This window comes from Oleiphilus messinensis (assembly GCF_002162375.1).
Lineage (GTDB): Bacteria > Pseudomonadota > Gammaproteobacteria > Pseudomonadales > Oleiphilaceae > Oleiphilus > Oleiphilus messinensis.
In genome coordinates this window covers 898775-925000 of the sequence record NZ_CP021425.1, presented here as the reverse complement: position 1 = coordinate 925000, position 26226 = coordinate 898775, and the positions used below count along the sequence as shown (strand labels likewise).

Genomic DNA, 26226 nt, shown 5'->3' with positions numbered 1-26226 from the left:
TCAACACCTTTTTTAAATTAATCTTATATTTTTTAATTTATGGTATTTTCGAGCCAATATCGATTGAGAAGCGATCAATTCTCATTAATAAAACCGCTTCAAATCCATCCCCGCATATAAATGACCAACCTCATCCCCGTAACCGTTGAACATCTGTGTATCAATTCTATTCACCGAGAACAGCCCTGACGGCAATCGCCTTTCAGTTTTCTGACTCCAGCGCGGATGATCCACTTTTGGGTTTACGTTGGCGTAGAAACCGTATTCTTGAGGCGCGATACTATTCCAGCTCGTTTTGGGTTGAGATTCCAAAAACTGAATCTTCACAATGGATTTAATACTCTTGAACCCATACTTCCACGGCACAACCAACCGCAGTGGTGCACCATTTTGGTTAGGCAACGTACGTCCGTACAGACCAATTGCCATCAAAGTCAGTGGATGCATAGCTTCATCGATACGCAACCCCTCTTCATAAGGCCAGTCAATAGAACTAAAGCGAGAGCGTTGACCAGGTAATTGCTCTGGTGCGTGAATTGTCTCCATTCGGACGTACTTCGCTTTAGATAAGGGTTCGAACTTTTTAAGAATGGATGACAAAGGGAACCCGATCCACGGGATGACCATTGACCATGCTTCAACACACCTCAAGCGGTAGATTCTTTCCTCGAGAGGAATGCCTTTTATAAGGTCTTCGAAAGCATACTCTCCTGGCTTTCCTACTTCGCCCTCAACCTTAACCGACCAGGGCTTGACCTTGAGAGCGTCGGCATTTTCGGCGGGATCGCCCTTATCGACACCCAATTCGTAAAAGTTGTTGTAACGTGTAACATCTTTAAAGGGCGTCAACTCTTCATTGGCCCCCCATTTAGTTTTGGTATAGCCTGTCAACGCAGGGTAATCTTCAGGTGAGGCAGCCAAACTGGGCGCCGGAAGCAACGATCCCAAGGCCAACGCAGCCCCCCCAGCCATGAACTGACGCCGCGACAAATACAATTTCTCATCAGTGACGTCACTTTCTTTTAACTTTCCACCGGCTTTTATCAACATGACTGCAACCTCTTTATGATCATTTGATCTGTTAAGACCACAACAGTACTAAAAAATTCAGACTTCGTTTTGAATCGCCAGAAACAAAAAAACCCAACTGAATCGTTGGGTTTCAAAATGGGTTTCCGCAGGCCTAATTCCGCGCCTTGAATTTTCGCTTCAACGCCATTGCTGGCCCGGAGAGAATATAGACCACGAACCCCAGCAATAAGACGATGGCTGGCTCCAGGGCTATAACGGCAAAAATCAAGACAATTACCAGGACAGTAGCAAAGGGCACACGGCGCTTGAGATCAAGCTCTTTAAAGCTGTAGTAGAGCACATTGCTCACCATGAGTACGCCAGCTCCGGTAACTATGATCATGGTGAGTATCGTCAGACCGAGACTTTGCTCTGCAGTATGGCACACCCAAACAAAACCAGCGACAAGGGCTGCAGCAGACGGACTCGGTAAACCAACGAAGTATTTTTTGTCAACAGAGCCGATTTGAGTATTAAACCTTGCCAATCTCAACGCTGCACCGGCGACGTATATGAACGTACCAATCCAGCCGATATTACCAAGAGACTGCAGGTTCAATGTGAACGCAACCAAACCAGGTGCCACGCCAAAGGCAACCATATCAGCCAAACTGTCATACTCAGCGCCAAACCTGCTTTGCGTATTCGTTAGCCTGGCGACTCGGCCATCCAGTCCATCTAAAATCATCGAAACAAAAATCGCTACAGCAGCGTTATCAAACTGGCCATTCATCGCTGCAACAATCGCATAAAAGCCCGAAAAAAGTGAGCCCGTCGTAAACAAATTGGGGAGCAAGTAGATTCCCCGGCGACGCACCTTTCCACCCTCAACAACCTCGACATCTTCCAGATCACTTTCTACTGAGGTTGCATCCGGTGATTCCACATCAGACCTCAAGGAGGCTGAATCCATATTGTTCTCGTGGTTACTCATCAAAATCGTATCCTAATCTGATTTATGCATCCTAGATTTATCTACACAAACGCTAAATATACAATCAACGACTATTCATATTCGCACTAGCACTTTAAATCACCTTAACTATAGAGCGAAAAAGCGATTGAGTGAAAATCCATTACAGGAAGAGAAGGCGATTACATTGGAATAGGTCAAAACGAAAAAAAGCGCGATGGTCCATCGCGCTTTTTCTTTATCAGACTGTCTGAACCAGATTAATTTTTGGTCTTGTCAACAATCTTGTTTGAAGCAATCCAAGGCATCATGCTACGCAGCTTCTCACCAACCTGCTCAATTGGGTGAGCAGCATTGTTACGACGATATGCAGTCATTGAAGGATAGTTGTGAGCACCTTCTGCGATAAACATCTTCGCATACTCACCATCTTGAATGCGCTTCAATGCATTACGCATTGCCGCACGGGACTCATCATTAATAACTTCTGGGCCAGTAACATACTCACCATATTCCGCATTGTTGGAAATGGAGTAGTTCATGTTAGCAATACCACCTTCGTACATCAAATCCACGATCAATTTCAGTTCGTGCAGACACTCGAAGTAAGCCATTTCCGGAGCATACCCAGCTTCAACCAGTGTTTCGAAGCCCGCTTTAACCAGTTCAACCGCGCCACCACACAGAACGGCTTGCTCACCAAACAGATCTGTTTCGGTTTCATCTTTGAAGGTCGTCTCGATAATACCGGTACGACCACCACCAACACCACTGGCATAAGACAATGCCAACTGCTTGGCAGATCCGGATGCATCCTGGAAGATTGCAATCAGGTCAGGAATACCACCGCCTTTAACAAATTCGGAGCGCACAGTGTGCCCTGGTGCTTTTGGTGCAACCATGATTACATCAAGATCGGCACGCGGCACAACCTGGTTATAGTGAATACTGAAACCGTGGGCAAACGCAAGCGTTGCACCATCTTTCAGGTTTGGTTCAATTTCAGCTTTGTAAAGCTGCGCCTGGAACTCGTCCGGGGTCAAAATCATTACAACATCTGAAGACGCTACTGCTTCGGCAACTTCTTTTACTGTCAAACCGGAATTTTCTGCTTTCGCCCAAGACGCAGAACCTTTACGCAAACCAACCGTTACGTCTACGCCAGAATCTTTCAAGTTGTTCGCATGAGCATGACCTTGAGAGCCGTATCCGATGATTGCAACTTTCTTGCTTTGGATAAGAGACAAATCACAATCTTTATCGTAATAAACTTGCATGAGTTTCCCCTGTTTTTCCTGTGCTTTCTTCAGCACCTTACCTAAATGATTAAAATATTATCCGATCACCAAAATCAGACACTCAGAACTTTCTCGCCACGCGCAATTCCGGATACACCCGAGCGCACAACTTCCAATACACTCGTGGACCCGATTGCCTGAATAAAGGCATCCAGTTTTTCACTATCACCAATAAGCTGAACCGTATAAATCGAACTGGTCACATCTACGATTTGACCCCGAAATATGTCGGTCGTCCGTTTTATCTCTGCTCTTTGAGCACCACTGGCTTTGAGCTTGATCAACATCAGCTCCCGCTCGATGTGCGAGCCATCCGTCAGATCAACCAACTTAACCACTTCGATTAGCTTATTAAGTTGTTTGGTGATTTGTTCGATTACCCGATCAGACCCCGTCGTTGTCACCGTCATACGAGAAAGAGTCGGATCTTCCGTTGGAGCAACCGTCAATGTTTCGATATTATAATTTCGCTGAGAGAAAAGCCCAACTACTCGAGACAGAGCACCCGGTTCATTCTCCAGCAATACAGAAATAATTCTTCTCATGTGGATCAGGTCCTCTCAGTCTTACTCAACCACATATCTTTCATCGCGCCACGTGCAACCTGCATTGGGTAGACATGCTCGTATGGATCGACATAAATATCCAGGAACACCAACCGGTCTTTCATCGCGAACGCTTTTTCCAACGTTGCTTCCAGATCTTCAGGCTTCTCCACCTTCATTCCCACGTGACCGTAGGCCTCAACCAGTTTTACGAAATCAGGTAACGACTTCATGTAAGACTGAGCGTGACGGGACTCGTAATTCATGTCCTGCCACTGTCGCACCATTCCCAACGATTGATTGTTCAGGTTGATGATCTTAACCGGCAGGTCATATTGCTTACAGGTAGACAGTTCCTGAATATTCATCTGAATACTGCCTTCACCGGTAACACAGAGTACCTCTTCATCCGGGAAGTTGAGTTTGATCCCCATCGCAGCCGGAAAACCAAACCCCATGGTGCCCAGACCACCAGAGTTAATCCAGCGATTTGGCTTGTCAAACTTGTAGTACTGAGCGGCAAACATCTGATGCTGACCTACATCCGATGTTACATATGCATTACCCTTGGTTACTCTGTGGACGGCTTCGATAACCTGCTGTGGCTTGAGCAGCTTTCCATCTCCGAGGCTGTAACGACCACCATGGAATGCTCTCCATTCATCAATCTGCTTCCACCAAGCCCCTAGGCTTTCTTTATCAGGAACCGTTTTGGCTTCTTTGATCAGGGATAGCATTTCCTTCAGCACGGAATCAACTGGTCCGACAATCGGCACATCAACATTGACAGTTTTCGATATTGAAGCCGGATCAATATCAATATGGACAATTTTTGCACCCGGACAGAATTTTTCGGTCGCATTCGTCACACGATCATCAAAACGCGCGCCAATCGCCAAAACAAAATCAGAATGATGCATGACCATATTGGCTTCATAGCTGCCATGCATTCCGAGCATGCCAAGACTTTGCCGATCCGTTCCCGGAAACGATCCCAAACCCATCAGGGTGTTCGTGACCGGGTAATCGAGCGTTCTGGCGAGCTCCACAAGCTTGTCCGAGGCGCCACCAAGAATTACGCCGCCTCCGGCATAAATGACAGGTCGTTTCGAGGCAAGCAGCATATCCACTGCCTTTTTGATCTGACCGGAATGCCCCCGCAACGCAGGGTTGTAGGATCGTAATTTTACTTTCTTGGGATATTCATACTTCCAGCGCTCATTTGGCGTGGTCATATCTTTTGGAATATCCACAACCACTGGACCAGGGCGACCTGTGGATGCAATATAAAATGCTTTCTTTAATACTTCGGGTATTTGTTCAGGATGGCGAACGGTCAAATTATGTTTTACAACAGGACGAGACACGCCGATCATGTCTGTTTCCTGGAATGCATCTTCACCAATCAGCGTGGTAGCGACCTGACCACACAAAACGACCATGGGAATCGAATCCATGAATGCCGTTGCGATACCCGTAACAGTATTGGTGGCCCCAGGGCCAGACGTTACCAAGACAACCCCAGGTTTTCCGGTAGCCCGGGCATAGCCATCAGCCATATGGACTGCAGCTTGTTCATGGCGAACTAGAATATGCTTAACTTTATCTTGACGGAACAATGCGTCATAAATGTGAAGTGCGGCTCCGCCGGGGTAGCCATAAATGTATTCGATGCCCTCATCCTGCAGAAAGCGGGCAATCATATCTGCGCCAGATAATAACTCCACGGTTATTTTTCCTCTTTAAATCTCATAGGAACTTTGAGAATTTGTATGACTACCGGCCAATAGATTCTTATGGAATTTGGAAACCCGGAAAGTTGCCACACTTCGCCACATCAAAAGGGTGCAAAGATTGTTTGCACGCCCCTTCGAGACTTTGAAACTGGCCATAACAAAGATTCACTTGTCATGCAGTTCATCAAAAATGATCAAGTCTATAAGTCGGCAACACTCACTCTGTGAGGTCTGAACAGAGAACTAACATTACAGGATTGCTGAATGAATATTGCTCTGCTTCAAGCAATCGGTAATTCTGACATTATGTGAACTAGAGTCAATACTGATTTCTTAATTAAGCGTAAATATCTCCCAAATTTCGAGTTTTTTAGTACATTCACCCATTAACAAGCTATATTTTAAAGATCAGTTATCCGTAATTATCAGAACACCGACTTCGGGTATTGCTTTCCGGTGTTTACTATATTTCTTTTCTGGTACTTACTAAGGAATAAAGTGCGGAGCTCATTTGGGAAGCCCTTTAACTTTAAATAGTATTTAGCTTTCAGGAAACAAAATGAAGAAGCAACAATTCTTGCTCAATGCCATTCTGGCGATGTCGATACTGGCTCCAACGGCCCTTCAGGCAGAAAGAATCTACAAATGGACAGATGACAATGGTGTCATTCACTACGGAGACCGGAGGCCGTCGGATAAAAGCAGCGAATCTCTGGAAGTTAAAACCGGCCATAGTGCGCCCACTCAGGAAGCCGCAACCAGTAAAACAGATGAAGCAAAACCAACCGCTGGCGACCCTGCCGCCGCGGCGGCCTACAAGGAGCAGCGTAAAAAGGCCTGCGAGATTGCCAAGACCAATCTAAGCAAGCTACAAAGCTACTCAAGAATACGTATAAAGGATAAAGAAACGGGAGAATATAAATACTTGAGTGATGAACAGAAACAGGCTCAGGTAAAAGAATCCGAACGCATCGTGAAGGAAAACTGTGACTGATTAGGCGCGTTAGCGCTCGCCCGCCCCCAAGACATTCCAAACCTGAAAAAAGCTTATCTGGCCTACTCGCCAACCATTCGGTCAACACAGCCCTCCCAACAACCCTAGAAATACGGGTTGCAGGGAGAGGCCCATGAATCAAGCGATCGCTTTTAGCATTTGAAACAATTGATCTTTTAAATTCAAACGCTCTTTCTTGACCTGCTCTAAAAACTCATCCGACGTATTTTCAACGCCGGTTTCAATGCGACGAACTTGTTGATCGACATTATGGTACTGATCAAACAATTTTGCGAAATGTGCATTACTGGTTTTCAATTCATGAATTTCATCTGCCATCTCTGGAAATTCATGATGTAGGTCGTGTTTTTCTATAGTCATGCAATGCCCTTATTGATTGTGGTTAAATCTTGCCAGTCAGTATGCCTGACAAGATTCCTGTTATTACTGACTCAAATCAAATGCGCATCCGCCAACATCAAGAAAACGACATCCCCATCAGTGCTTGGCCTGAATACGTTCGAACCGGAACCCATCACCCTCCACTTCAGCTTCAATCACGTCACCACGACCGAAGCGCCCAGACAAGATACTCTGCGCCAGCGGGTTCTCAACCCAGCGCTGTATAGCTCGCTTCAGTGGTCGAGCGCCGTATACCGGATCGTACCCTACCTCCGCCAGTTTACTCATTGCCGCATCAGAAACACTCAACGCAATATCCTGGTCAGCCAGGCGCTGATTCAAAATCTCCAACTGGATTTTTGCAATTCCCGCAATTTGCTCGGACCGTAACGGATGGAACACCACAACTTCATCGATCCGGTTCACAAACTCTGGACGAAAATGCCCGCCTACCACATCCATGACCGCCGCTTTCATTGACTCATATTGTGACTCGTCACGGGTAAACTGCTGAATCACATCAGAGCCGAGATTTGACGTCATCACGACAACCGTGTTTTTGAAATCAACCGTACGCCCCTGACCATCAGTCAAACGACCGTCTTCAAGCACCTGCAACAGGATATTAAATACATCAGGATGTGCTTTCTCGACTTCATCGAGCAGCAACACCGAGTATGGTTTACGTCGAACAGCTTCAGTAAGGTAACCGCCTTCTTCATAACCGACATAACCGGGAGGCGCACCAATTAAACGGGCAACAGAATGTTTTTCCATAAACTCCGACATATCAATTCGTACCATTGCATCTTCGGTATCAAACAGAAACTCCGCCAACGATTTACAAAGCTCCGTTTTACCCACACCGGTGGGCCCAAGAAACAGGAATGACCCGTTGGGTCGATTGGGATCCGCCAGCCCGGCGCGAGAACGCCGCACGGCATCCGCAACTACGGTAACAGCCTCATCCTGGCCGATGACCCGATCATGCAACGCCTCTTCCATACGAAGCAGCTTCTCTCGTTCACCTTCCAGCATCCTCGCAACTGGAATTCCCGTCCATTTGGAAACGACCTCGGCAATTTCTTCGTCAGTCACGCGATTACGGAGCAATTTCATCTCCATCATCTCGGCCTGACTGGCCATGTCCAGCTGCCGCTCAAGCTCAGGTATACGACCATACTGAAGCTCGGACATCCGGGCTAAATCACCTGCGCGATGAGCCGCTTCCAAATCTACTCTCGCTTGCTCCAGGTCACTCTTGATTTTCTGCGATCCATGCAATGCCGCTTTTTCGGTGGTCCAGATTTCTTCCAGATCAGCGTATTCCTGCTCTATACCTGCGATCACACTATCGAGATCCAGTAAACGTTGCTTTGATGCCGCATCTGCTTCCTTCTTCAATGCCTCACGTTCAATTTTCAGCTGGATTAAGCGTCGCTCCAGTTTATCCAGAGCCTCCGGTTTCGAATCCATTTCCATACGAATCTGACTTGCCGCTTCATCTACCAGATCGATGGCTTTGTCCGGTAGCTGCCGATCGGTGATATAACGATGGGAAAGTTTTGCTGCAGCGATGATTGCACCGTCGGTAATTTCAACACCATGGTGAACCTCATAACGTTCTTTTAATCCACGCAGTATGGCTACAGTCGCCTGTTCGTCCGGTTCTTCAACCAATACTTTTTGGAAGCGTCGCTCAAGTGCCGCATCCTTTTCAATAAATTCGCGGTACTCATCCAGCGTAGTCGCCCCGACACAATGCAGCTCACCCCGGGCGAGTGCAGGCTTTAGCATGTTGCCCGCATCCATTGCGCCCTCGGCCTTACCGGCTCCGACCATAGTGTGCAGCTCATCGATGAATAAAATGATTTGCCCTTCCTGCTTTGCCAGCTCATTCAAAACGGCTTTAAGTCGCTCTTCAAACTCTCCCCTGAATTTAGCTCCTGCAATTAAAGAACCCATATCCAAAGAGAGAACGCGCTTGTCTTTCAGACCATCAGGTACCTCTCCATTTACAATTCTCTGAGCCAGCCCCTCAACAATTGCCGTTTTTCCCACTCCCGGATCACCAATCAACACGGGATTATTTTTCCGACGACGTTGCAATACTTGAATCGTTCGACGAATCTCGTCATCGCGTCCAATTACCGGATCCAATTTACCTTCTGTCGCCCGTGCGGTAAGATCAATCGTGTACTTGTCCAGGGCTTGTCTGTTTTCTTCTGCACCTTGATCGGTCACCTTTTCCCCTCCCCTGATTGCATCAATTGCCCGCTCCAGCATCTCTTTCTGGACGCCGGTTTGACGTAACAACTCGCCCAGTGCCCCCCGGTCTTCCAGCGCTGCCAGAAGTATTAACTCACTGGAAATGTATTGATCCTGACGTTTTTGCGCCAGTTTATCGGCAATATTAAACAGACGTCCCAATTCATTGGACATATGCACATCGCCGTCATTGCCTTTAACGATGGGCAAATCATCTACTTTTTGCGCGACCTGCTTTTTGAGGGCAGAAACATCCACTCCCAATTGCTTGAGCAGGGGATTTAAAGAACTGCCTTTTTGATCCAACATCACGTACATCAAATGAAGGGGTTCAATAAAGTTATGGTCTTTTCCCAATGCCAGGGACTGAGAGTCCGCTAAAGCCAATTGCAAACGGCTGGTTAATTTATCGATTCTCATAGCTACCTCGTAAACTGACTTGATCCCGATGAAGGCTTAACGCTGAGCAGCCGATTCAGGATTGCACTTACCCCCTATCTAAGGCCATTTCTGCCAACTTCAAGGTGACATAGATCAATAAAAATACAGGATTTGAATCTTCAGGAAGGATAGACCGGAGATTCCGGTCGTTTTATTCGGTCAACCAGATCATCGAAGCCATGCGCCCGGTTACACCGTCACGGCGATATGAGAAGAAACGGTCCGCCTCCGTGACCGTGCAAAAGTCTCCGCCATAGACGTCGGAAACACCGGCCTGATTTAACCGTATTCGAGCAAGCGTGTATATATCCGCCAACCATTTGCGTTCGCCTTGGGCCTTGGCGCTCGATTCTATGGCCGTAAACGCTGATCGGGCCGCAGCACTTTGCTGCGTAAATGGATCAAAAACTGCAGGCCCGACCTCAAAACAGTTTGGCCCAATGGCGGGGCCCAGCCAGGCCAATAGCTGATCGCCGGTATCAAAACATCGGACGGCATTTTCCAATATGCCTGCCAACAGTCCTCGCCACCCAGCATGAACCGCCGCAACTCGCGTGCCCTGCTGATTACACAGCAGAACCGGCAAGCAATCTGCAGTCATAACTACGCAAGCTAAATTCAAGCATGAGGTAACTGCACCATCTGCCTCTTCAGCCGCCCTCTCCGGATCAGCATCAGCGATCGCCCGGTATTCCAGAACACGATCGGAGTGTACCTGGCTGAGCCAGCGAACTTGCTTTGAGGGCAAGCCACTCAGCACTGACAGTCGTATCCGGTTTTGGGCGACGGCCCTCTCGTCATCGCCAACGTGATCCCCTAAATTGAATGACTCGTAGGGTGATAAACTTACCCCTCCCGTGCGCGTGGTTACCAATGCACTTACAGAGGCTGGCGCGGGCCAATCGGGCACGATAAAGCCTGACTCATCGGATTCAATGTCGCCTTTAACGCCAGCATCTCGCATCATTTTCTCCTCGTCAGGCTTGTTTTCTTTCGATTTAGTTTCTGTTTAGTTTCGATTTACTGACAGTTTACTTTGCGACTGAAAAGTTTAACCTCGTTGTGCGTCAAATTTACGGATACCTTCCAACAGTTGCAGCATATCGTCAGGCAGGTCGACTTCCCAGTACAGTAGCTCCTGGGATGCGGGATGAATCAGCTGCAGCCTTCGAGCATGGAGCGCCTGACGGGTGAAGCTTCGCAACAGCGTTGTAATTTCCTCGTTGGCACCTGATGGCAATTTCAATCGCCCACCATAAATCGGGTCTCCGACCAGCGGGTGATGGATATGGGCCAGATGAACTCGAATTTGATGTGTTCTCCCGGTTTCTAACTTGCAATGGATATGTGTAAACGCAGCAAATTTTTCCAGTACCCGATAGTGTGTAACGGCATCTTTACCAGTAGGGTGTACGGCCATTTTCAACCGGTTATGGGGGTGTCGTGAAATCGGCTCATGCACCGTCCCCCCACCCGTCATCATGCCACAGGCAATCGCTTCATACTCCCGCCCCATTGAGCGGTCCTGTAACTGATTCACTAATGAAGTGTGGGCGATGAGAGACTTTGCAACCACCATTAAACCACTGGTATCTTTATCAAGCCGGTGAACAATACCCGCTCTGGGCAGTTTGTCGACCTCCGGACAATGATGTAATAAGGCATTAACCAGCGTGCCACGCGGATGACCTGCAGCGGGGTGAACCACGAGCCCCACCGGCTTGTTCACCACCAGTATATGCTCATCCTCAAATACGATATCCAGCGGGATGGCCTCGGGACTCCAACGCTCCAATCCCTCGATTTCAGCCCGAATGGCCACCTTGTCATTGACAATAACTTTATCTTTAGCTTTCGCCGCAGCGCCATTGAGAGTGAGCGCCCCACTTTTGATCCAACCCTGGATTCGACCTCTGGAGTGCTCTGGCATAAATGCAGCTACAGCCTGATCCAGCCGTTTTTCTGCAAGATCCAGCGGAATTGCAAACTCGGCATGTATCACTTCAAGTGCGTCAGAACCCGCATTAAAGTCATCATCTTGATTCGGGTCTGCCTCATCAGCGACGGTATCCATTGAGGGTGAGTCATTGCTCGTATTTTCAAATTGATCAGAATCGGACATCTACGACATCTATCTCCAATAACTAAAGTGGAACGCTTCGCGTTGTTAACTCGTAATTAATGAAGGTTCACTTTGGATTCAATTACAAGTTGTGAAATAATGCCCGAGCGGCACTAAAACACCAGTTTACCATGTTGATATCCTTTCAACAGAAAATCATTTACCAAAGGTAATGGGTAACCGGTGCAGAGCGAACTTAAACACTAACAACCAGACTGTTGAACTTTATGACCTCGGAACACCTGCAAAGCAACGTGCACCTCACCAGAACGCTTATTCGACTTGGCTCTATCCTCTGTCTGTGCAGCGCCTTTCTGCTCGCTACTGGCTGCGCCACAACCGAAGAAATCGAGCGGTCAGAGAAAGAATATTACGACAACGCGCGCAAAGCCCTTAAGTCGGGAAACTTTCTGGAGGCAACGCGCGAACTGGAATCACTGGAATCCCGTTACCCATTTGGAAGGTATGCAGAACAGGCTCAACTGGATTTAATCTACGCTCGCTATGGCAGTCTGGATCTGGAAGGCTCCAGGGCCGCAGCAGACCGATTCATTCGTCTGCATCCCAGTAGTGAAAACGTTGACTACGCTTACTATATCCGGGGTATAGCCTCTTATAACATGGACATCGGATTGGCAGCGCAATGGTTCCCGATTGACGAAACCTCACGGGATCCCGGCGAAATGCGACGTGCGTTCAGTGACTTCTCTGCATTGCTACAGCGATTTCCTGACAGTGAATATGCACCGGATGCCAGAAGTCGCATGGTCTACATCCGCAACCGCCTCGCGGACTATGAACTTCATGTCACCAAATACTACATCCGTCGCGAAGCTTATATCGCAGCCGTAAACCGGGCCAAATACATCGTCGATCATTTTTCCGATACGCCGGCCACAGAGCAGGCACTGATTCTCATGGTTGAACTTTATCAACAATTGGAATTACCGGACAAAGCCGATGACGCACTCGTGGTATTGGCCGCGAATTATCCGGAAAGTGAAGCATTTGATGCCAATATGAAATTTAACTCCAATCGTGTGGCCCGGCAAAACCGGGGCTTGAGTGAGTTGTTTAACTTCAGTTTATTCTCTGAAGATTAAGTCCACACAATCTGTGTACAAAAAAGTACACAAAGCGGGTACGAACGGTTGTGGAAAACACAAATTGCCAAACCCGCTCCCCCGCTCGTCATCTTAGCGCTAGAAATTTGCTAAATCGTGCCGCTTAACTAATATCTATAAAAGCCTCCTCTGCTTTCAAGCAGACAAGTAAGGCCTGAGACATTTTGTACCTCGAGCACAGGCTGAGCAGAGACTCTACTCCAGCCATCAGATCAACTAATCGCATCACCTCTCAACACACTCACCGCATGCTGACATCCAACCCTACAGAAGGAACGCCACAGTCGGTTATGGATAATTCCGCCAAACTATTTCGTATATACAACCACTATCGTGTGGTTGTGGGCCTGATACTCGTCGGTTCGCTCTTCTTTTTCACCCAACCCCAGGTCAATCAATTTCAGCACCTTTTTCTCTTTGAGATAGGCTCAATCTGCTACCTGGCACTGAATATCTTTATCGCCTTTCTATTGCTTGCAGGTCTCAAACCCAGTATCGAGCATGTCTTGTTCTCGATGATTATTGATGTGTTGATTCTCAACGGCTTACTCTATTCATCCACGGGCACCAGCAGCGGTATCGCGAACCTGATCATTATTTCTGTTGCTGCAGGGAATATTCTGCTTTATGGGAAACCAGGCGTATTTCTGGCAGCGCTGTCCGCGTTATGCACCCTCTCCATTGCCATTTACATGGTTATACAACACAACCGGGAACCCTCTGAAATCGTACAGTCCGGCATTTTGGGCATTATCTATTTCGCAGCGGCATTTATTTTACAAAACATATCACGACGGATCAGCGCCAGTGAAAAATTAGCACAATTGCGCGCCAAGAATATTGCCGAACTCGAGATGCTCAACCACCAGATTATCCAGCGCATGCAAACCGGTATTATTGTTACCGACGAGTTTGGCGATTTGCGCATGATGAATCATGCAGCAAGTCTTCTGCTCGAGCCATCCAGCGACGCCGTTCAGCCGACGCCCACCACCCTGCCAATTGAACTCAAGCAGAGATTGGATCATTGGCGCCTGGAACCCCAAGTGAGAACGGAGCCGTTCAAATCACAAAGCTCTCGAACACAGGTGCAAGCCAATTTCACTCGACTGGATAAAGACCAGGGCCACGATATTCTGATTTTCCTTGAGGATACCAGCAAGGTCGCCCAACAAGCACAACAAATGAAACTTGCCTCACTGGGAAGATTGACTGCAGGTATCGCCCATGAAATACGCAATCCACTGGGCGCGATTAGCCATGCGACACAGTTGCTGTCCGAATCCGTCAATCTGGATCCCGGTGATAAAAAAATGACCGATATTATTTTGCGTCACGCGAACCGGATGAATGGCATTATCGAAAACGTGCTTCAACTTTCCCGGCGGAAACAACCAGACCAGCAAATCCTTGAGCTCAACACCTGGCTTCAGGAATTTATTGATGATTACCTTGCCAGTGGCGGGATCGAGGCGGACATCACCTTTAAACCTGAATCAGAAAACGCGTATATCCGTTTTGATTCGAGCCAACTTGAACAAGTGCTGACAAACCTGATCGACAACGGGCTTCGTTACAGCAAGCAAAAAACCGGAAAGTCCACGATCACTTTGGAAGTCGGTAGCACCACGAACACCGATAAGTCCTTTATTAATATAATTGATCAAGGACCCGGTATATCCTCCGACAATATCGTTCATGTATTCGAACCTTTTTTCACCACCAACAGCAGTGGCACGGGTCTGGGTTTGTATCTTTCACGGGAAATCTGTGAAGCAAATCAAGCCCACCTGGATTATATTAATGATAGTGAGACAAATAGTTGCTTCAGAATTACCTTTGCACACTATAAAAAGCGTACGTAATGACACAGCATCCGGGAAGGATGAGACGACCTTAAAAAAAGACGACCGTGAGTTCACATGACCAATAAAAGTATTCAAACCGCACTGATCGTCGACGACGAGCCGGACATTCGAGACCTTTTGGAAATTACCTTGACCCGGATGGGGATCAATACTTACAGCGCATCAAATCTCGAAGAAGCCTACTCTCATCTAAGTCGCACCGAGTTTCATCTGTGCTTGACCGATATGAATCTACCGGACGGCAACGGCATTGACTTGGTATCCAACATTCAAAAAAATCACCCCAATATTCCTGTTGCCGTTATTACTGCATACGGCAGTATTGAAACAGCTATCGCCGCATTGAAAGCAGGCGCGTTCGATTTTGTTTCAAAACCCGTTGAACTCTCCCGACTGAGGGATTTAGTGGACAGCGCACTGCGCCTGAGTCAACAACAGGAGAACAAAGAGTCAAAGGTTAGTGATGCCCAGGAAGATAAACTTCTGCTGGGTAACTCGGAAACCATGCAAAAACTCCGAGGCCAGATTCGCAAACTCGCCCGGAGCCAGGCCCCGGTATATATTAGCGGTGAATCAGGAAGCGGCAAAGAAATGGTTGCACGAATGATTCATCAACTCGGCCCACGGGCTGACGCACCGTTTGTACCGGTGAATTGCGGTGCAATCCCCAACGAACTCATGGAAAGCGAATTTTTTGGCCATAAAAAAGGGAGCTTTACTGGCGCGGTGGAAAATAAACTTGGCCTGTTCCAGGCTGCTGATGGTGGTACGCTGTTTCTCGATGAAGTGGCAGACCTGCCAATGGCAATGCAAGTCAAACTACTGCGTTCAATTCAAGAAAAAACCGTTCGTCCCGTTGGTGAGCAGAAGGAAATTCCGGTCAATGTGCGAATTCTCAGTGCCACACACAAAGATCTTAATAACGAGATAGATGAGGGTCGATTCCGCCAGGATCTGTTCTATCGCATCAACGTCATTGAACTCAAAGTACCCGCCTTGAGAGAGCGTGTGGAAGACATTCCGTTATTGGCGGAAACGATGCTAAAACGGGTTGCAGATGAATGTGACATCCCTAATGCCCGGCTGAGCACAGATGCCATAAACGCACTCAAGCAATACTCGTTTCCGGGAAACGTCCGTGAGCTGGAAAATATCATTGAACGTGCTTTTACGCTCTGTGAGGATGATGTCATTCATGCTGTTGACCTCCACCTTCAAGACAATTCAAGCGACGCCAGGCAAACCATTGACTCTGCCCCGGCGCAACAACGAAATGGCGTAAATCTCGAAGAGTATCTGGAAACCATCGAGAAACAAACAATTGAGCAGGCGCTGGAAGAAACGCGCTGGAACAAAACCGCCGCCGCGAAAAAACTGGGGATCAGTTTTCGCGCACTGCGGTATCGGTTGAAGAAGTTGGGAATGGAGTAGTCTGAGTTTGCTACATAAGTTGCTACATAAGGATTAAACCGTTATTCGATCGGCTTGGAGAAAATGGCTCAGGGCTAAAGGGATGCTCGGATTGCATTATGAGCGAAGTTAATAACTGAACGGAGGCCGGAGCTAACACAAGCCCATTGCGGAAATGACCACAATTCAAAAATAAACCGGGGTGCGACTCAACTTCACCGATTAACGGAATACCATCTTCAATGCCAGGCCGAAGCCCGGCCCACTGGGCTTCCAACTGGAAAGAGGATAACTCTGGTAACATGTCAATTGCGATATCCGCAAGCTCTTCTCTTGCAGACGCTGTTGTCGACTTATCAAAACCGCAGTATTCCAGCGTGCTTCCCGCCAATACATGGCCATCTCGGCGAGGAATGATATATTTTCCATCCCGCAATACTATTCTGCGAACCACCCCGGGCTCCCCTTTAAACAAAACCATCTGCCCTTTAACCGGCTCAATTGGCAGGCTGATCGATAATGACTCGAGTAACTTTCCAGACCATGCACCAGAAGCTAAAACCACGGCATCAGATTGAACATTCCCTTTATCGGTCAACACCCCTTCTACTCGACCTTGTTTGGTTGTCTGGATCTCCAGAACGGCTTGTTCTTCACAAATCGTCACTCGGGAATCATGTTCTAAGACCGCTCGCAGTGATCGCGCCAATCTCGGATTTCGGATATTGGCGACTTGTGGCATCCAGATAGCCTGTTTGAACCCGGCTTTCAACTTCGGTTCAAGATGATAAATCTCATCGGCACCAATCATTTGCATCTGATAACTGTGCTCAGCGCCCCATTTCAACGCTTCTTGCTGATCAAATATTGACAGCATCAAGAGCCCGGTACGGCTCAACTCCGGGTCAATACCGCTCTCCGCCTCAAGGGATTCCGATAAATTGGCATAGTAGGTTTGCGACCAGTTAGCCAAAGTTGTTACCGGATCCGAGTATCGCCAGGGATACAATGGCGAGACAATTCCGCCGCCCGCCCAACTTGCTTCCTTGCCACATAGCCCGCGCTCAATCAATGTCACACTGACACCTTCAGCTGCCAGCGCTCTGGCTTGCATCATCCCAATAACACCACCACCAATGACTACTACTTGCATTCATCCCCCGAAACTTCCAACCATAATTCAGCGAATCCGATGAAACCTCAAAGGTTCAACCGAAAAATTCGACCTACAATACCACTCAAATTGAGATATTCATCAAAATTCAATGTTTGAAACCGCCACTTATCCACTATATTTACCTTTTATCCACTTCGCTAAGACTTTTATACAAGATTGCATTAACTTAATAATCAAGAGCCTCAAACTTAAGATAGAGAATCCGAGACAGGAGCGTGGACATGTTTAATTCACTTTACTTCGACTTCATTAGAACACTCCCAATAAAATCAATTTACTTGGTTCTCGGCTTGAGCACTCTCCCGACCTTAGTTCAAGCAAAAGAATTTACGCAGCTGCAAACGTCCGAAGATCTTACCGGGATCTTCAACTCGATTGAACCGTACCAATTGACTACAGATGGACGGACTTGCCTGCAAAAGGCAGAGGATAAACTAGAATACTGCCTAATCGAGCTCAGAAAAGGTGAAACCTTTTGTAGAGGTCAATACAGGATTCGAAAACTGGAATGTGCAAAAGCATCTTCATAAAATCAAACGGACGTTAATAATGACCAGATTACACGACATATCCAGTCACCGACAAATTACCACGCCCGTGAAGCAGACTTTCAGTTCACAGGACACTATACGTGGTTTTACACTGGCCGAACTTTTAGTCGTGATTGCAATACTGGGTATTAGTGCTGCTCTGGCAGCCCCCTCATTCAGCGACATGTATGCAGACTACCGACTTCGTAAAGCTGCAATTGATTTTCATAACGCCTTAGCTCTCGCCAAATCTGAGGCCGTTAAAAGAGGCGCTCAAGTTAGCGTCAGCGCCTCGGGAACCAATTGGTCCGATGGCTGGAATGTCAATCTCGGGCCTTCCACGATCATTTACCAATTCGACCGGGTTAGCAGAATTACCATCGCCAAACCCGGCGGCAGTAGCATTGGCGATATTAGCTTTCAATCCGACGGCATCAGAAACGACCATACCCAAAGCAGTCCCACGAACAGCATTACGTTTAAAGCTCGGTTTTGCGACGAGCGAGATAAGGGTAGAGAAGTCGATGTCGAAGTATCTGGAGTCACAAATGTCAACACCATTAACGATAACTGTGGACCATAGACACTCAACACAGACCAACTAAACGTTAAATTGACCGGCATATAATCATGAATCTGGACAAATACAAAGTACACAAATACGTGATGATACAACCTTCTTCTGGAAGAGCACAATCAGGGGGATTCACGTTACTGGAAGTTCTGATCACCGTAATTTTACTCGCCATAGGATTACTCGGCTTTGCATCTCTTCAGGTTGCCTCGGTAAATAACAACCTGGATGCATTCTATAAAAGCCAGGCAACAATCATCGCTCAGGATATGGCAAGCAGAATACATATCAATAAAAGTTACGCAAATTGGGACAACCGAGCCCCCACTAAAGGCACTGCAGCCTCAGCCGTCACGGTGGAGGGTAATCTTGGCGACTTGAATCTCTACATCAACAATAGTGCTGCACAACTTAAAACGGGCCATGTCTGCTCAGCTTCAAATCCCGCAGCCTTCCACCCATCTGATCCAGTACTAAACTGCCGAAACCTTGGCGTTGCAGACCCTGTCAGTCCGACGGCCTGCGATGAACAGGAAATGGCCGCGTTTGACGTTTGGGAGGTGTGTCGAGCGGCAGATGAAGCACTCCCGGAAGGAAGAGTACATGTTAGATGCCAGGATAAGGCCGGAATATCGTTCACATCAGGTGGCACCACTCAAATCAATCCACGAAATATAGAATTTGATTCAAACCACCGTTACTTCGACCCGGAACAAGATCCTCCTGTTTTGTTGACCGGAACGGATACTGATGCCTGTAGCCCAGGATCCCTTTATACCATTTATGTTTCCTGGCGGCGTGCACAACCGAAGACGGGAAATGCAACAACAACGACAGCAGATGATGTGGAAAAAGACCTTGTTAGCAATAATACGAACTACCGATGCTCTGTGGATCTTGGCTTTACGCAAGCCTCAACCGATAGTAGTGAATACCGTGACTGTGTAGCTTTGGATTTGGTACCTTGATATGAAATCGACAACACTCTCTCATCAACAAGGGTACACGCTGATTGAAGTGATGGTCGGCGCAACGCTAGGCCTTTTCATTATCGCCGGAGCCTTAAATGTTTTTCTTTCAGCGTCTAAAACAAACACGCTGCATAGCTCCATCTCTGATTTGCAAGAGAAAGCAAGATTTGTCAGCGTCTACCTCAATAATGAATTAGAACGGGGCGGCTGGCTGGATCCCACCACAGAGGGCGACAGCCCCACAGCTATCACATTTGGTACAACCGGCACGGGTGAGGATGTTACCGTATGCAATGCAGCGGAATCCTCAAGCCTTATGTGTGACAGAATTCAGATTACCTACAATGGAGTCCGTGATTGCTTAGGGGCAGCCGTCAATAGCGGGAACGTAGGCGTGGTTACCAACACGTATTATGTTGAAAACGGTGAATTACGTTGTCAAGGAACTGTAGGAACGGCCAATGATATTATTTTAAGCGATGTTGAAAGCTTGCAGGTGTTGTATGGCCTGGATGATTCAAATGGACAAAAAACCCCCTACACTTCTACCGCCCAGATGAAAGATGGCATTATCGACCGTTATGTAGAGGCTTACGACTTTAACGCCACCGGCTTATCCACCTTAATGTCCGTTCGATTCTCCATATTGTTACGAGGCTCCGAAGTCAACGCTTATGACCAAAATACGGCGCAAAGCTACACCCTTTTTAATGAGGCAACACTCAACTACGACGACCGAAGGATGCGGCTGTTGGTTAACGGTACTGCCATTGTTGCGAATGGAGATTGATATCGATGAATAATCATGTACAACAACCGGTTGCAAATTTTCACATCGAGTCCGCAGACACAGCTCTGCCCTACGCTTTTTGGCAGCAGCAAAATCAAACCCGGCAGGAGGGCGCAGTGTTGCTGACCAGCTTGATCCTGCTCGCGATTGTGACAATTATTGGCGCTTACATATTTTCCAGTGGTCTACTTCAAGAGCGAATGGCGACCAACACCCAACTCGTCGCTTTGAACCAAAATGCCGCACAATCTTCGGTCGATGCGTATGCTCAGGAGGGCGGAACCGTATTTGGTGGCAGCCTGAACCACAGTGGCAATATTACCTTGAATGTTGTTCGCCGCACAATCGAGCTTTCACCCGCCCCGCCGGTACCTTTTGTAAAACAAGCTGCGAGTGCATTTAAAGCCTGTGTCAACAACAGCGGTACGATCGCCAAGACGGCCGAAGGAACCAGTACATTAGCCTGTGATGACGTGGATTTCCAAAATACCACCGGTGCTGCAAGCCCGATAATCGGTTTATCACACGCCTATTATGCCAGCTGCGCGCCCACAGATTGCGGCCCTGGCATGGCCAGTTCTCTGGGTGTGGGCAGTACACTTGGCTGCCCCATATTATACGTCGAAGGCTCCGGCTGGCTTGATGTTGATGGCAATGGAGTACCGACACAAAATATCGCTGGAGAAGAAGCTCTTTTTTATATCGATGAATGGCTACGCTGGCAACGACCAACGCTCTGCGTATTCAATTGATAGGAATAAGTAAGTAGGAACAGCAAATCCTTTGTATTGAGGTGCAGATTCAGTTAATGCTGGAGTAAGATATTATGAACACAAAGCAGCTACATCAAAAATCGCTGACGGCAACGTTAGCCTGTCTTTACACATTGCTTGGAAGCGGAAACCTTCATGCAGATGACACCGAAGTATATTTTGGTGCCAGCACCTCAGGAACGGTTGTTCCAAACATCATGTTTATTATGGATACGTCAGGGAGTATGGATGGGGAAGTAAGCGGTGACGATCGAGACCGCCTGGAGGTAATGCAGGATTCCCTGACAACGATACTGGATTCAGCTACCGGGATAAATGTCGGACTAATGCGTTTTTCATCACCAGGAAACTACGACAATAATGGTGGGCCAATACTTTATCCTGTACGATACATCGACGATGCCGTTGCTGATGCAATTGTTACCTCACAAATTGAACAAGACAGTGATGATGCCACTGAAAATACAACTGACTCTTCAGTCTCACTAAATGATAACACAATTATAATGACTCAAAGTCAGAGCAGCGGCGTTGAGTTTGCATCCTGGGGATCCAATTCAGATTACGCCGAAGGCTCATCGACAGGGACTTGCTGCCTCTATGCAGGCTTTGGCACAGAGCACCTCGGATTTCGTTTTACCGATATCGATATCGCAAAGGGTATGACTATAGATTCAGCTTATTTGTTGATGGAGAGCAATCGAAGCGATAATAGTGGTACTGTTAAGATAAAAATTGAAGATAATGCCTCTCCACAGAATTATTCAGCTGGCCCCCCCGCTGGCCGAAGCTATCTCAGCACAAACATTGATTGGACAGTTCCCACAGGCGGGTCAGGAGTCGAATATACATCCCCTGATATATCAACTCTAGTTCAACAGATAATCAACAAATCTGACTGGAATACTGGGCAGGCGATAGCATTTTATCTCGACCCGGAAGGTGGGAACAGGTCTCTTTGTACACCTAGTTATTATAACGGTTGTGATGCCCCGATCCTACAAATAAACTGGCACGACGACACATCTTCCTCAGCAAACCGAATAGTTGGTCTGAGATTCGGTGAAGTGAATATCCCGCAAGGGGCAACGATTACATCCGCTTACATAGAGTTTACCTCCAGTGATAACTCCAGTGTGGATACGAATTTATCGATTGTAGCCCACAAATCAGCAAACTCAGCCCCCTTCACCAATAGCAGTGGCGACATCAGTCTCAGAGGAACGACAACTGCGGTGGTTCCCTGGAACTCCGTAAGCGATTGGACAAATGATGAAGTTTATCAAACCCCTGACTTGAAAAATCTGGTCGAGGAAGTTGTTGCCGAGTCAGATTGGTGCGGCGGAAATGCAATGAGCTTTATTATCAGTGGCACAGGTACCCGAAAGTTCACCAGTCATGATAGTGACCCAGGTAGTGCCCCTCGCCTGGTTGTAGAATATGATGAAAATTCTGCCGTTGGAAACTGCATGCAAGATTCAGTGGTAAAACAAATAAATTCAAATAACAATGACGCAGAATTTTCATCAGGTGGCTCAGCCAACAGCTTGAGTGGAAGCAACTTAGACTTCGATGAGAACAGCTATATTGGATTACGCTTCACCGATATGCAAATTCCGAAAGATGCCGAAATCACCTCAGCTTATATCAGCTTCATAGCTAATACAGAGTCCACCGACACTAAAAACATGAGCATTTACTCTGTCGATGACGCAAACCCCGCAGCATTCAACAGCACACCTTTGCTCAGCACTCTAACAGGTAGCAGCTCAACCTCTTGGACCAACAATGGCTGGGTCTATGGCGAGACTGTAATAACAAGCGATATTTCTGACCGAATAGAAGAAATTGTGAGCAAACCTACCTGGACGTCAGGCAATGCGCTTGGCATCATCATCGAAACGACAGACGGGAATGGAACTGGCTCTGCAACTAGCTATAACAGCAGTGCGGGCTCCGCACCAAAACTCTTTGTTACCTACAAAGGCGATTATGCTGTAGGTGGGGTAACGGTTCGAGACACACTTAAATCTTACGTCGCAAATTTCGGCCATGATGGCTACACCCCGATAAGCGGTACACTTGCGGAGGCCGCCTTGTATTTCAGAGGCTCCGGCGTCAAATTCGGGACGAAACGGGGGTCAAGTGGGAGTCGCAAATTCAGAACCAGCCACCCCGATTCATACACTGGCGGTACACACTATATTCCAAACGGCTGCCCAGGATGGGATTCCAGTAATTCTAATTGCGGCAGTGAAGCGATCAATGGCTCTCCGGTTTACATTAGCCCGATCGACAATTTATGCGCCCCCAATCACATTATGTTTCTCTCGGATGGAGAACCCAACTCCCATGGAAGTACGACAGCAGGCGTGGTGCAGGGTATTACCGGTGAATCCTGTTCGACTGGAGACAATGGAAAAAACTGTGCTAAAGAACTTGCTGAGTTTCTTGTAACCGAAGACCAGTCCTCAACCCTTTCTGGTACACAAACAGTTGTTACTAACACCATCAGTTTTGCTTCAAATATCCCATTTATGGCTGAACTTGCCCAAGCAGGTGGTGGTACTTTTTATCAAGCCAACAATGAAGCAGAGCTGGTTCAGGCCTTAAGTGAAGGGATCAAGAACGCTTTGGATAAAACAACGTCATTTGTCTCCGCCGGTGTAACCGTAAATCAGTTTAATCGATTAACCAATGACGATGACCTCTATTTTTCACTGTTTAAACCGACAGACTCAACCGACTGGCCGGGTAATGTTAAACGTTATAAGTTCGATACCGACAGCGATTCAATTGTAGATGTCAATACGGATCCGGCCATTACTGCGGACGGCGCATTCGAAGAAGGAGCGAGAAGCTTCTGGAAACCAAGCTACGAAAGTGGCACTGCAATTGATGACGGAAATGATGTAGCCAAAGGTGGAGCCGCAGCCTCAATGCCGAGCAGTCGCAATGTCTACACTTACTTGGGCACCTCATCAACACTGGCCAACTCATCAAATGCCCTAAGTGAAGACAACAGCGTGATCACTCAGGCAATGCTTAACGTTTCAAACTCGACAGAACGAGAACAGGTACTCAAGTGGGCTCGAGGTGTCGATGTTGATGATTTTGATTCGGATAGCAATACTACGGAAATAAGACTTCAAATGGGCGACCCACTCCACTCTCGCCCGGTTCTCGTGCGATATGATAATAGTGGGACAAGTCAAACGGTATTGTTTGTCGCAACCAACCAAGGCTACCTCCATGCCATCAATGCCGATGACGGAGATTCCAGCCATACCGACGACGGGAACGAGCTATGGTCATTTGTGCCTTCCCAGTTACTTGGCAACCTCAAACTCTTTCGAGATAACTCAACCGGAATTTCTCATGTCTATGGTTTAGACGGGCCCATAACAATCAACCACATCGACACTGACAATGATAACCTTGTGGACAGTGACGAAAAGGTATACCTGTATATCGGAATGCGCCGTGGCGGACGAAACTACTATGCGTTAGACATTTCGGACTACGATAATCCGAAAATGCTGTTTGTAATCCAGGGCGGCACAGGGGATTACCTTGACCTCGGTCAGACTTGGTCTTCCGCAACACCCGCGACCATAAAATGGGATGGAGATTCAAAAGACGTCATCATTTTTGGTGGTGGCTACGACGTAACCCAAGACAGTGAGGATACTACCCCGCTTGCAGACGGAATGGGGCAAACTGTATTCATCGCCGATGCAATTACAGGCGCGTTACTCTGGAGTGCAAAAGCGAATGCAGGAGATCCCGCGCTCACTTCAGCGGGGTATGATATCGCCAATTCGAAAGCAACCGTGACTCTGACAAACAGTATCCCTGGTGATATCAGAGCAATAGATTTTAATAACAATGGTGTAATCGATACGTTGTACGCATCAGATACAAATGCGCAAGTCTTTCGCTTTGACATAAATGAAACGAATACAGGCGTATCTGATTTCGCGACCGGCGGGCGAATTGCACACCTGAATGCCACAACCGTTGCCGGCAATCGACGCTTCTACTACTCAGTTGATCCATCCCTGGTTGTTCTGAACAATGATGAGCGGTTTGTTGCACTGTCCGTTGGTTCAGGGTATCGGGCACACCCTCTGAACAAAAGTACTGATGAACACTTTTTTGTTCTAAGAGACTACGGTGTACTGGAAAACAAATTTGATCATGACATTGCCTTGAGTGACCTTGCTGACGTGTCTGAAGCCGCCACAGATACTTCTGCGAGAGCGCTCATTGATGCATCCGCCGGCAAGGGGTGGTATATCAACTTGGCTAACACAAATGTAGGTAAATCAGGTGAAAAAGTGACGGCACCATCATTGACCGTAAACAACACGGTTATATTCAGTACATACATTCCACCTGCTTCCGCTAATGTTGGAGCTTGCACCCCCTCGGAAGGAACGGGTCGTACATGGTTTGTCGATATTTTAGATGGGACACCTCTCGAATCCAGGATGGCAGATATTGAGAACCCAGAACTGACCGATCGCCATACAGAGGAGAATGTTGCAGGCCTCCCTCCAGGTGTTATCCCTCTGTTTACAGAAGAAGGTATGGTGTTACTGGAAGGTAAAAATGTGCTGGCAGCACCGCCATCACCTCCAGGAGATCCACTTAAAGTTTATCGACGCAGGAAAGGTCGAGCAGAACTGTTCAATTCGAACTAGGACCTTCATCCCCTCTTCAAGGACTCGAAGGGGGGAGCGCTCCAGATCTGCTTTTTACGGTACCGAGGACAATTGAATGCATAAAAATTTTGGTTTCACACTAATCGAGCTACTGGTCGCACTTGCTATTGTTGGCATCCTTGCCGCAGTTGCGTATCCGAGTTATCAAAGCCATGTCACGAAAACACGACGTCATGACGCAATGGGTACGGCCATGGCCATTGCAACAGCCATGGAAAGGTATAAAGCCCGGAACAACTTCAGTTACGCAAACGCTCAGTTAAGCTCAACAACAACGGGTCCAAATGTTGTCTATACCGATAAGAGCCCTGTCAGTGGAAGCAATGTCTATTACGAATTTTCTCTAGCCCCATCAACCCTTGCGTATACAATTACAGCGACCCCCAAAGGAGCCCAAGCAAGCAACGGAGAATTCACCTACAGCAGTAACGGAACCAAGGTTTGGGCCAATAATCCAGATGGAACCAACGAGTGGGACGATAAATAACCTGC

20 protein-coding genes are annotated in these 26226 nt (G+C 47.5%); 10 read left to right on the top strand and 10 right to left on the bottom strand.

Going from position 1 to position 26226, the window contains the following annotated elements:
- Positions 1–84: 84 nt before the first annotated feature.
- The 5 genes from msrP to OLMES_RS04135 all read right to left on the bottom strand — a co-directional run bounded on the left by msrP (position 85) and on the right by OLMES_RS04135 (position 5554).
- The gene (gene msrP / locus OLMES_RS04155) at positions 85–1050 is read right to left on the bottom strand and encodes a protein-methionine-sulfoxide reductase catalytic subunit MsrP (protein WP_087460096.1); all 966 of its coding nucleotides are present in this window, start codon (positions 1048–1050) and stop codon (positions 85–87) included.
- Between the two features lie 133 nt (positions 1051–1183).
- Entirely contained in the window at positions 1184–2005 is an 822-nt protein-coding gene (pssA, locus tag OLMES_RS04150) for a CDP-diacylglycerol--serine O-phosphatidyltransferase (protein ID WP_198343210.1), read from the bottom strand.
- Between the two features lie 239 nt (positions 2006–2244).
- Positions 2245–3261, bottom strand: coding sequence for a ketol-acid reductoisomerase (gene ilvC / locus OLMES_RS04145; RefSeq protein ID WP_087460095.1), 1017 nt, complete (start codon positions 3259–3261; stop codon positions 2245–2247).
- A 74-nt stretch (positions 3262–3335) separates the two neighbouring features.
- Positions 3336–3827, bottom strand: a complete 492-nt coding sequence (ilvN, locus tag OLMES_RS04140) for an acetolactate synthase small subunit (RefSeq protein ID WP_087460094.1) — start codon at positions 3825–3827, stop codon at positions 3336–3338.
- 5 nt (positions 3828–3832) lie between these two features.
- The gene (locus OLMES_RS04135; protein ID WP_087460093.1) at positions 3833–5554 is read right to left on the bottom strand and encodes an acetolactate synthase 3 large subunit; all 1722 of its coding nucleotides are present in this window, start codon (positions 5552–5554) and stop codon (positions 3833–3835) included.
- A 568-nt stretch (positions 5555–6122) separates the two neighbouring features.
- Between OLMES_RS04135 and OLMES_RS04130 the strand changes: the two genes are divergently transcribed.
- On the top strand, positions 6123–6557 hold the full coding sequence (locus OLMES_RS04130) for a DUF4124 domain-containing protein (protein ID WP_087460092.1): 435 nt from the start codon (positions 6123–6125) through the stop codon (positions 6555–6557).
- 138 nt (positions 6558–6695) lie between these two features.
- On the opposite strand, the gene OLMES_RS04125 is transcribed toward OLMES_RS04130, so the two are convergent.
- The 4 genes from OLMES_RS04125 to rluD form a co-directional block, all read right to left on the bottom strand.
- A complete protein-coding gene (locus OLMES_RS04125) occupies positions 6696–6938 on the bottom strand; it encodes a YdcH family protein (RefSeq protein ID WP_087460091.1) in 243 nt (80 codons plus the stop codon).
- Between the two features lie 117 nt (positions 6939–7055).
- Positions 7056–9647 carry an ATP-dependent chaperone ClpB gene (clpB, locus tag OLMES_RS04120; RefSeq protein WP_087460090.1) on the bottom strand — a complete coding sequence of 864 codons (2592 nt, stop codon included), beginning with the start codon at positions 9645–9647 and terminating at the stop codon, positions 7056–7058.
- A gap of 172 nt (positions 9648–9819) precedes the next feature.
- A complete protein-coding gene (gene pgeF / locus OLMES_RS04115) occupies positions 9820–10635 on the bottom strand; it encodes a peptidoglycan editing factor PgeF (protein WP_332454925.1) in 816 nt (271 codons plus the stop codon).
- An 84-nt stretch (positions 10636–10719) separates the two neighbouring features.
- Positions 10720–11790, bottom strand: a complete 1071-nt coding sequence (gene rluD, locus OLMES_RS04110; protein WP_232465257.1) for a 23S rRNA pseudouridine(1911/1915/1917) synthase RluD — start codon at positions 11788–11790, stop codon at positions 10720–10722.
- A 227-nt stretch (positions 11791–12017) separates the two neighbouring features.
- On the opposite strand from rluD, the gene OLMES_RS04105 reads away from it, so the two are divergent.
- From OLMES_RS04105 to OLMES_RS04095, 3 genes are all read left to right on the top strand, one after another.
- Positions 12018–12893 carry an outer membrane protein assembly factor BamD gene (locus tag OLMES_RS04105; protein WP_087460088.1) on the top strand — a complete coding sequence of 292 codons (876 nt, stop codon included), beginning with the start codon at positions 12018–12020 and terminating at the stop codon, positions 12891–12893.
- 311 nt (positions 12894–13204) lie between these two features.
- A complete protein-coding gene (locus OLMES_RS04100) occupies positions 13205–14779 on the top strand; it encodes a sensor histidine kinase (protein WP_232465256.1) in 1575 nt (524 codons plus the stop codon).
- 57 nt (positions 14780–14836) lie between these two features.
- Entirely contained in the window at positions 14837–16213 is a 1377-nt protein-coding gene (locus OLMES_RS04095) for a sigma-54-dependent transcriptional regulator (RefSeq protein ID WP_087460086.1), read from the top strand.
- Between the two features lie 22 nt (positions 16214–16235).
- On the opposite strand, the gene thiO is transcribed toward OLMES_RS04095, so the two are convergent.
- Entirely contained in the window at positions 16236–17345 is a 1110-nt protein-coding gene (thiO, locus tag OLMES_RS04090; protein WP_087460085.1) for a glycine oxidase ThiO, read from the bottom strand.
- Positions 17346–17918: 573 nt separating this feature from the next.
- On the opposite strand from thiO, the gene OLMES_RS04080 reads away from it, so the two are divergent.
- The 6 genes from OLMES_RS04080 to OLMES_RS04055 all read left to right on the top strand — a co-directional run bounded on the left by OLMES_RS04080 (position 17919) and on the right by OLMES_RS04055 (position 26221).
- Positions 17919–18482: a GspH/FimT family pseudopilin gene (locus OLMES_RS04080; RefSeq protein WP_087460083.1), complete on the top strand. Its 564-nt coding sequence runs from the start codon at positions 17919–17921 to the stop codon at positions 18480–18482.
- Positions 18483–18529: 47 nt separating this feature from the next.
- On the top strand, positions 18530–19441 hold the full coding sequence (gene pilV / locus OLMES_RS04075; RefSeq protein WP_232465255.1) for a type IV pilus modification protein PilV: 912 nt from the start codon (positions 18530–18532) through the stop codon (positions 19439–19441).
- A 1-nt stretch (position 19442) separates the two neighbouring features.
- Positions 19443–20234 carry a PilW family protein gene (locus tag OLMES_RS04070; RefSeq protein WP_087460082.1) on the top strand — a complete coding sequence of 264 codons (792 nt, stop codon included), beginning with the start codon at positions 19443–19445 and terminating at the stop codon, positions 20232–20234.
- 5 nt (positions 20235–20239) lie between these two features.
- Complete coding sequence (locus OLMES_RS04065; RefSeq protein ID WP_087460081.1) at positions 20240–20986, top strand: pilus assembly PilX family protein; 747 nt, start codon at positions 20240–20242, stop codon at positions 20984–20986.
- 74 nt (positions 20987–21060) lie between these two features.
- A complete protein-coding gene (locus OLMES_RS04060) occupies positions 21061–25713 on the top strand; it encodes a PilC/PilY family type IV pilus protein (protein WP_087460080.1) in 4653 nt (1550 codons plus the stop codon).
- 76 nt (positions 25714–25789) lie between these two features.
- Entirely contained in the window at positions 25790–26221 is a 432-nt protein-coding gene (locus OLMES_RS04055; RefSeq protein WP_087460079.1) for a type IV pilin protein, read from the top strand.
- Positions 26222–26226: the final 5 nt, after the last annotated feature.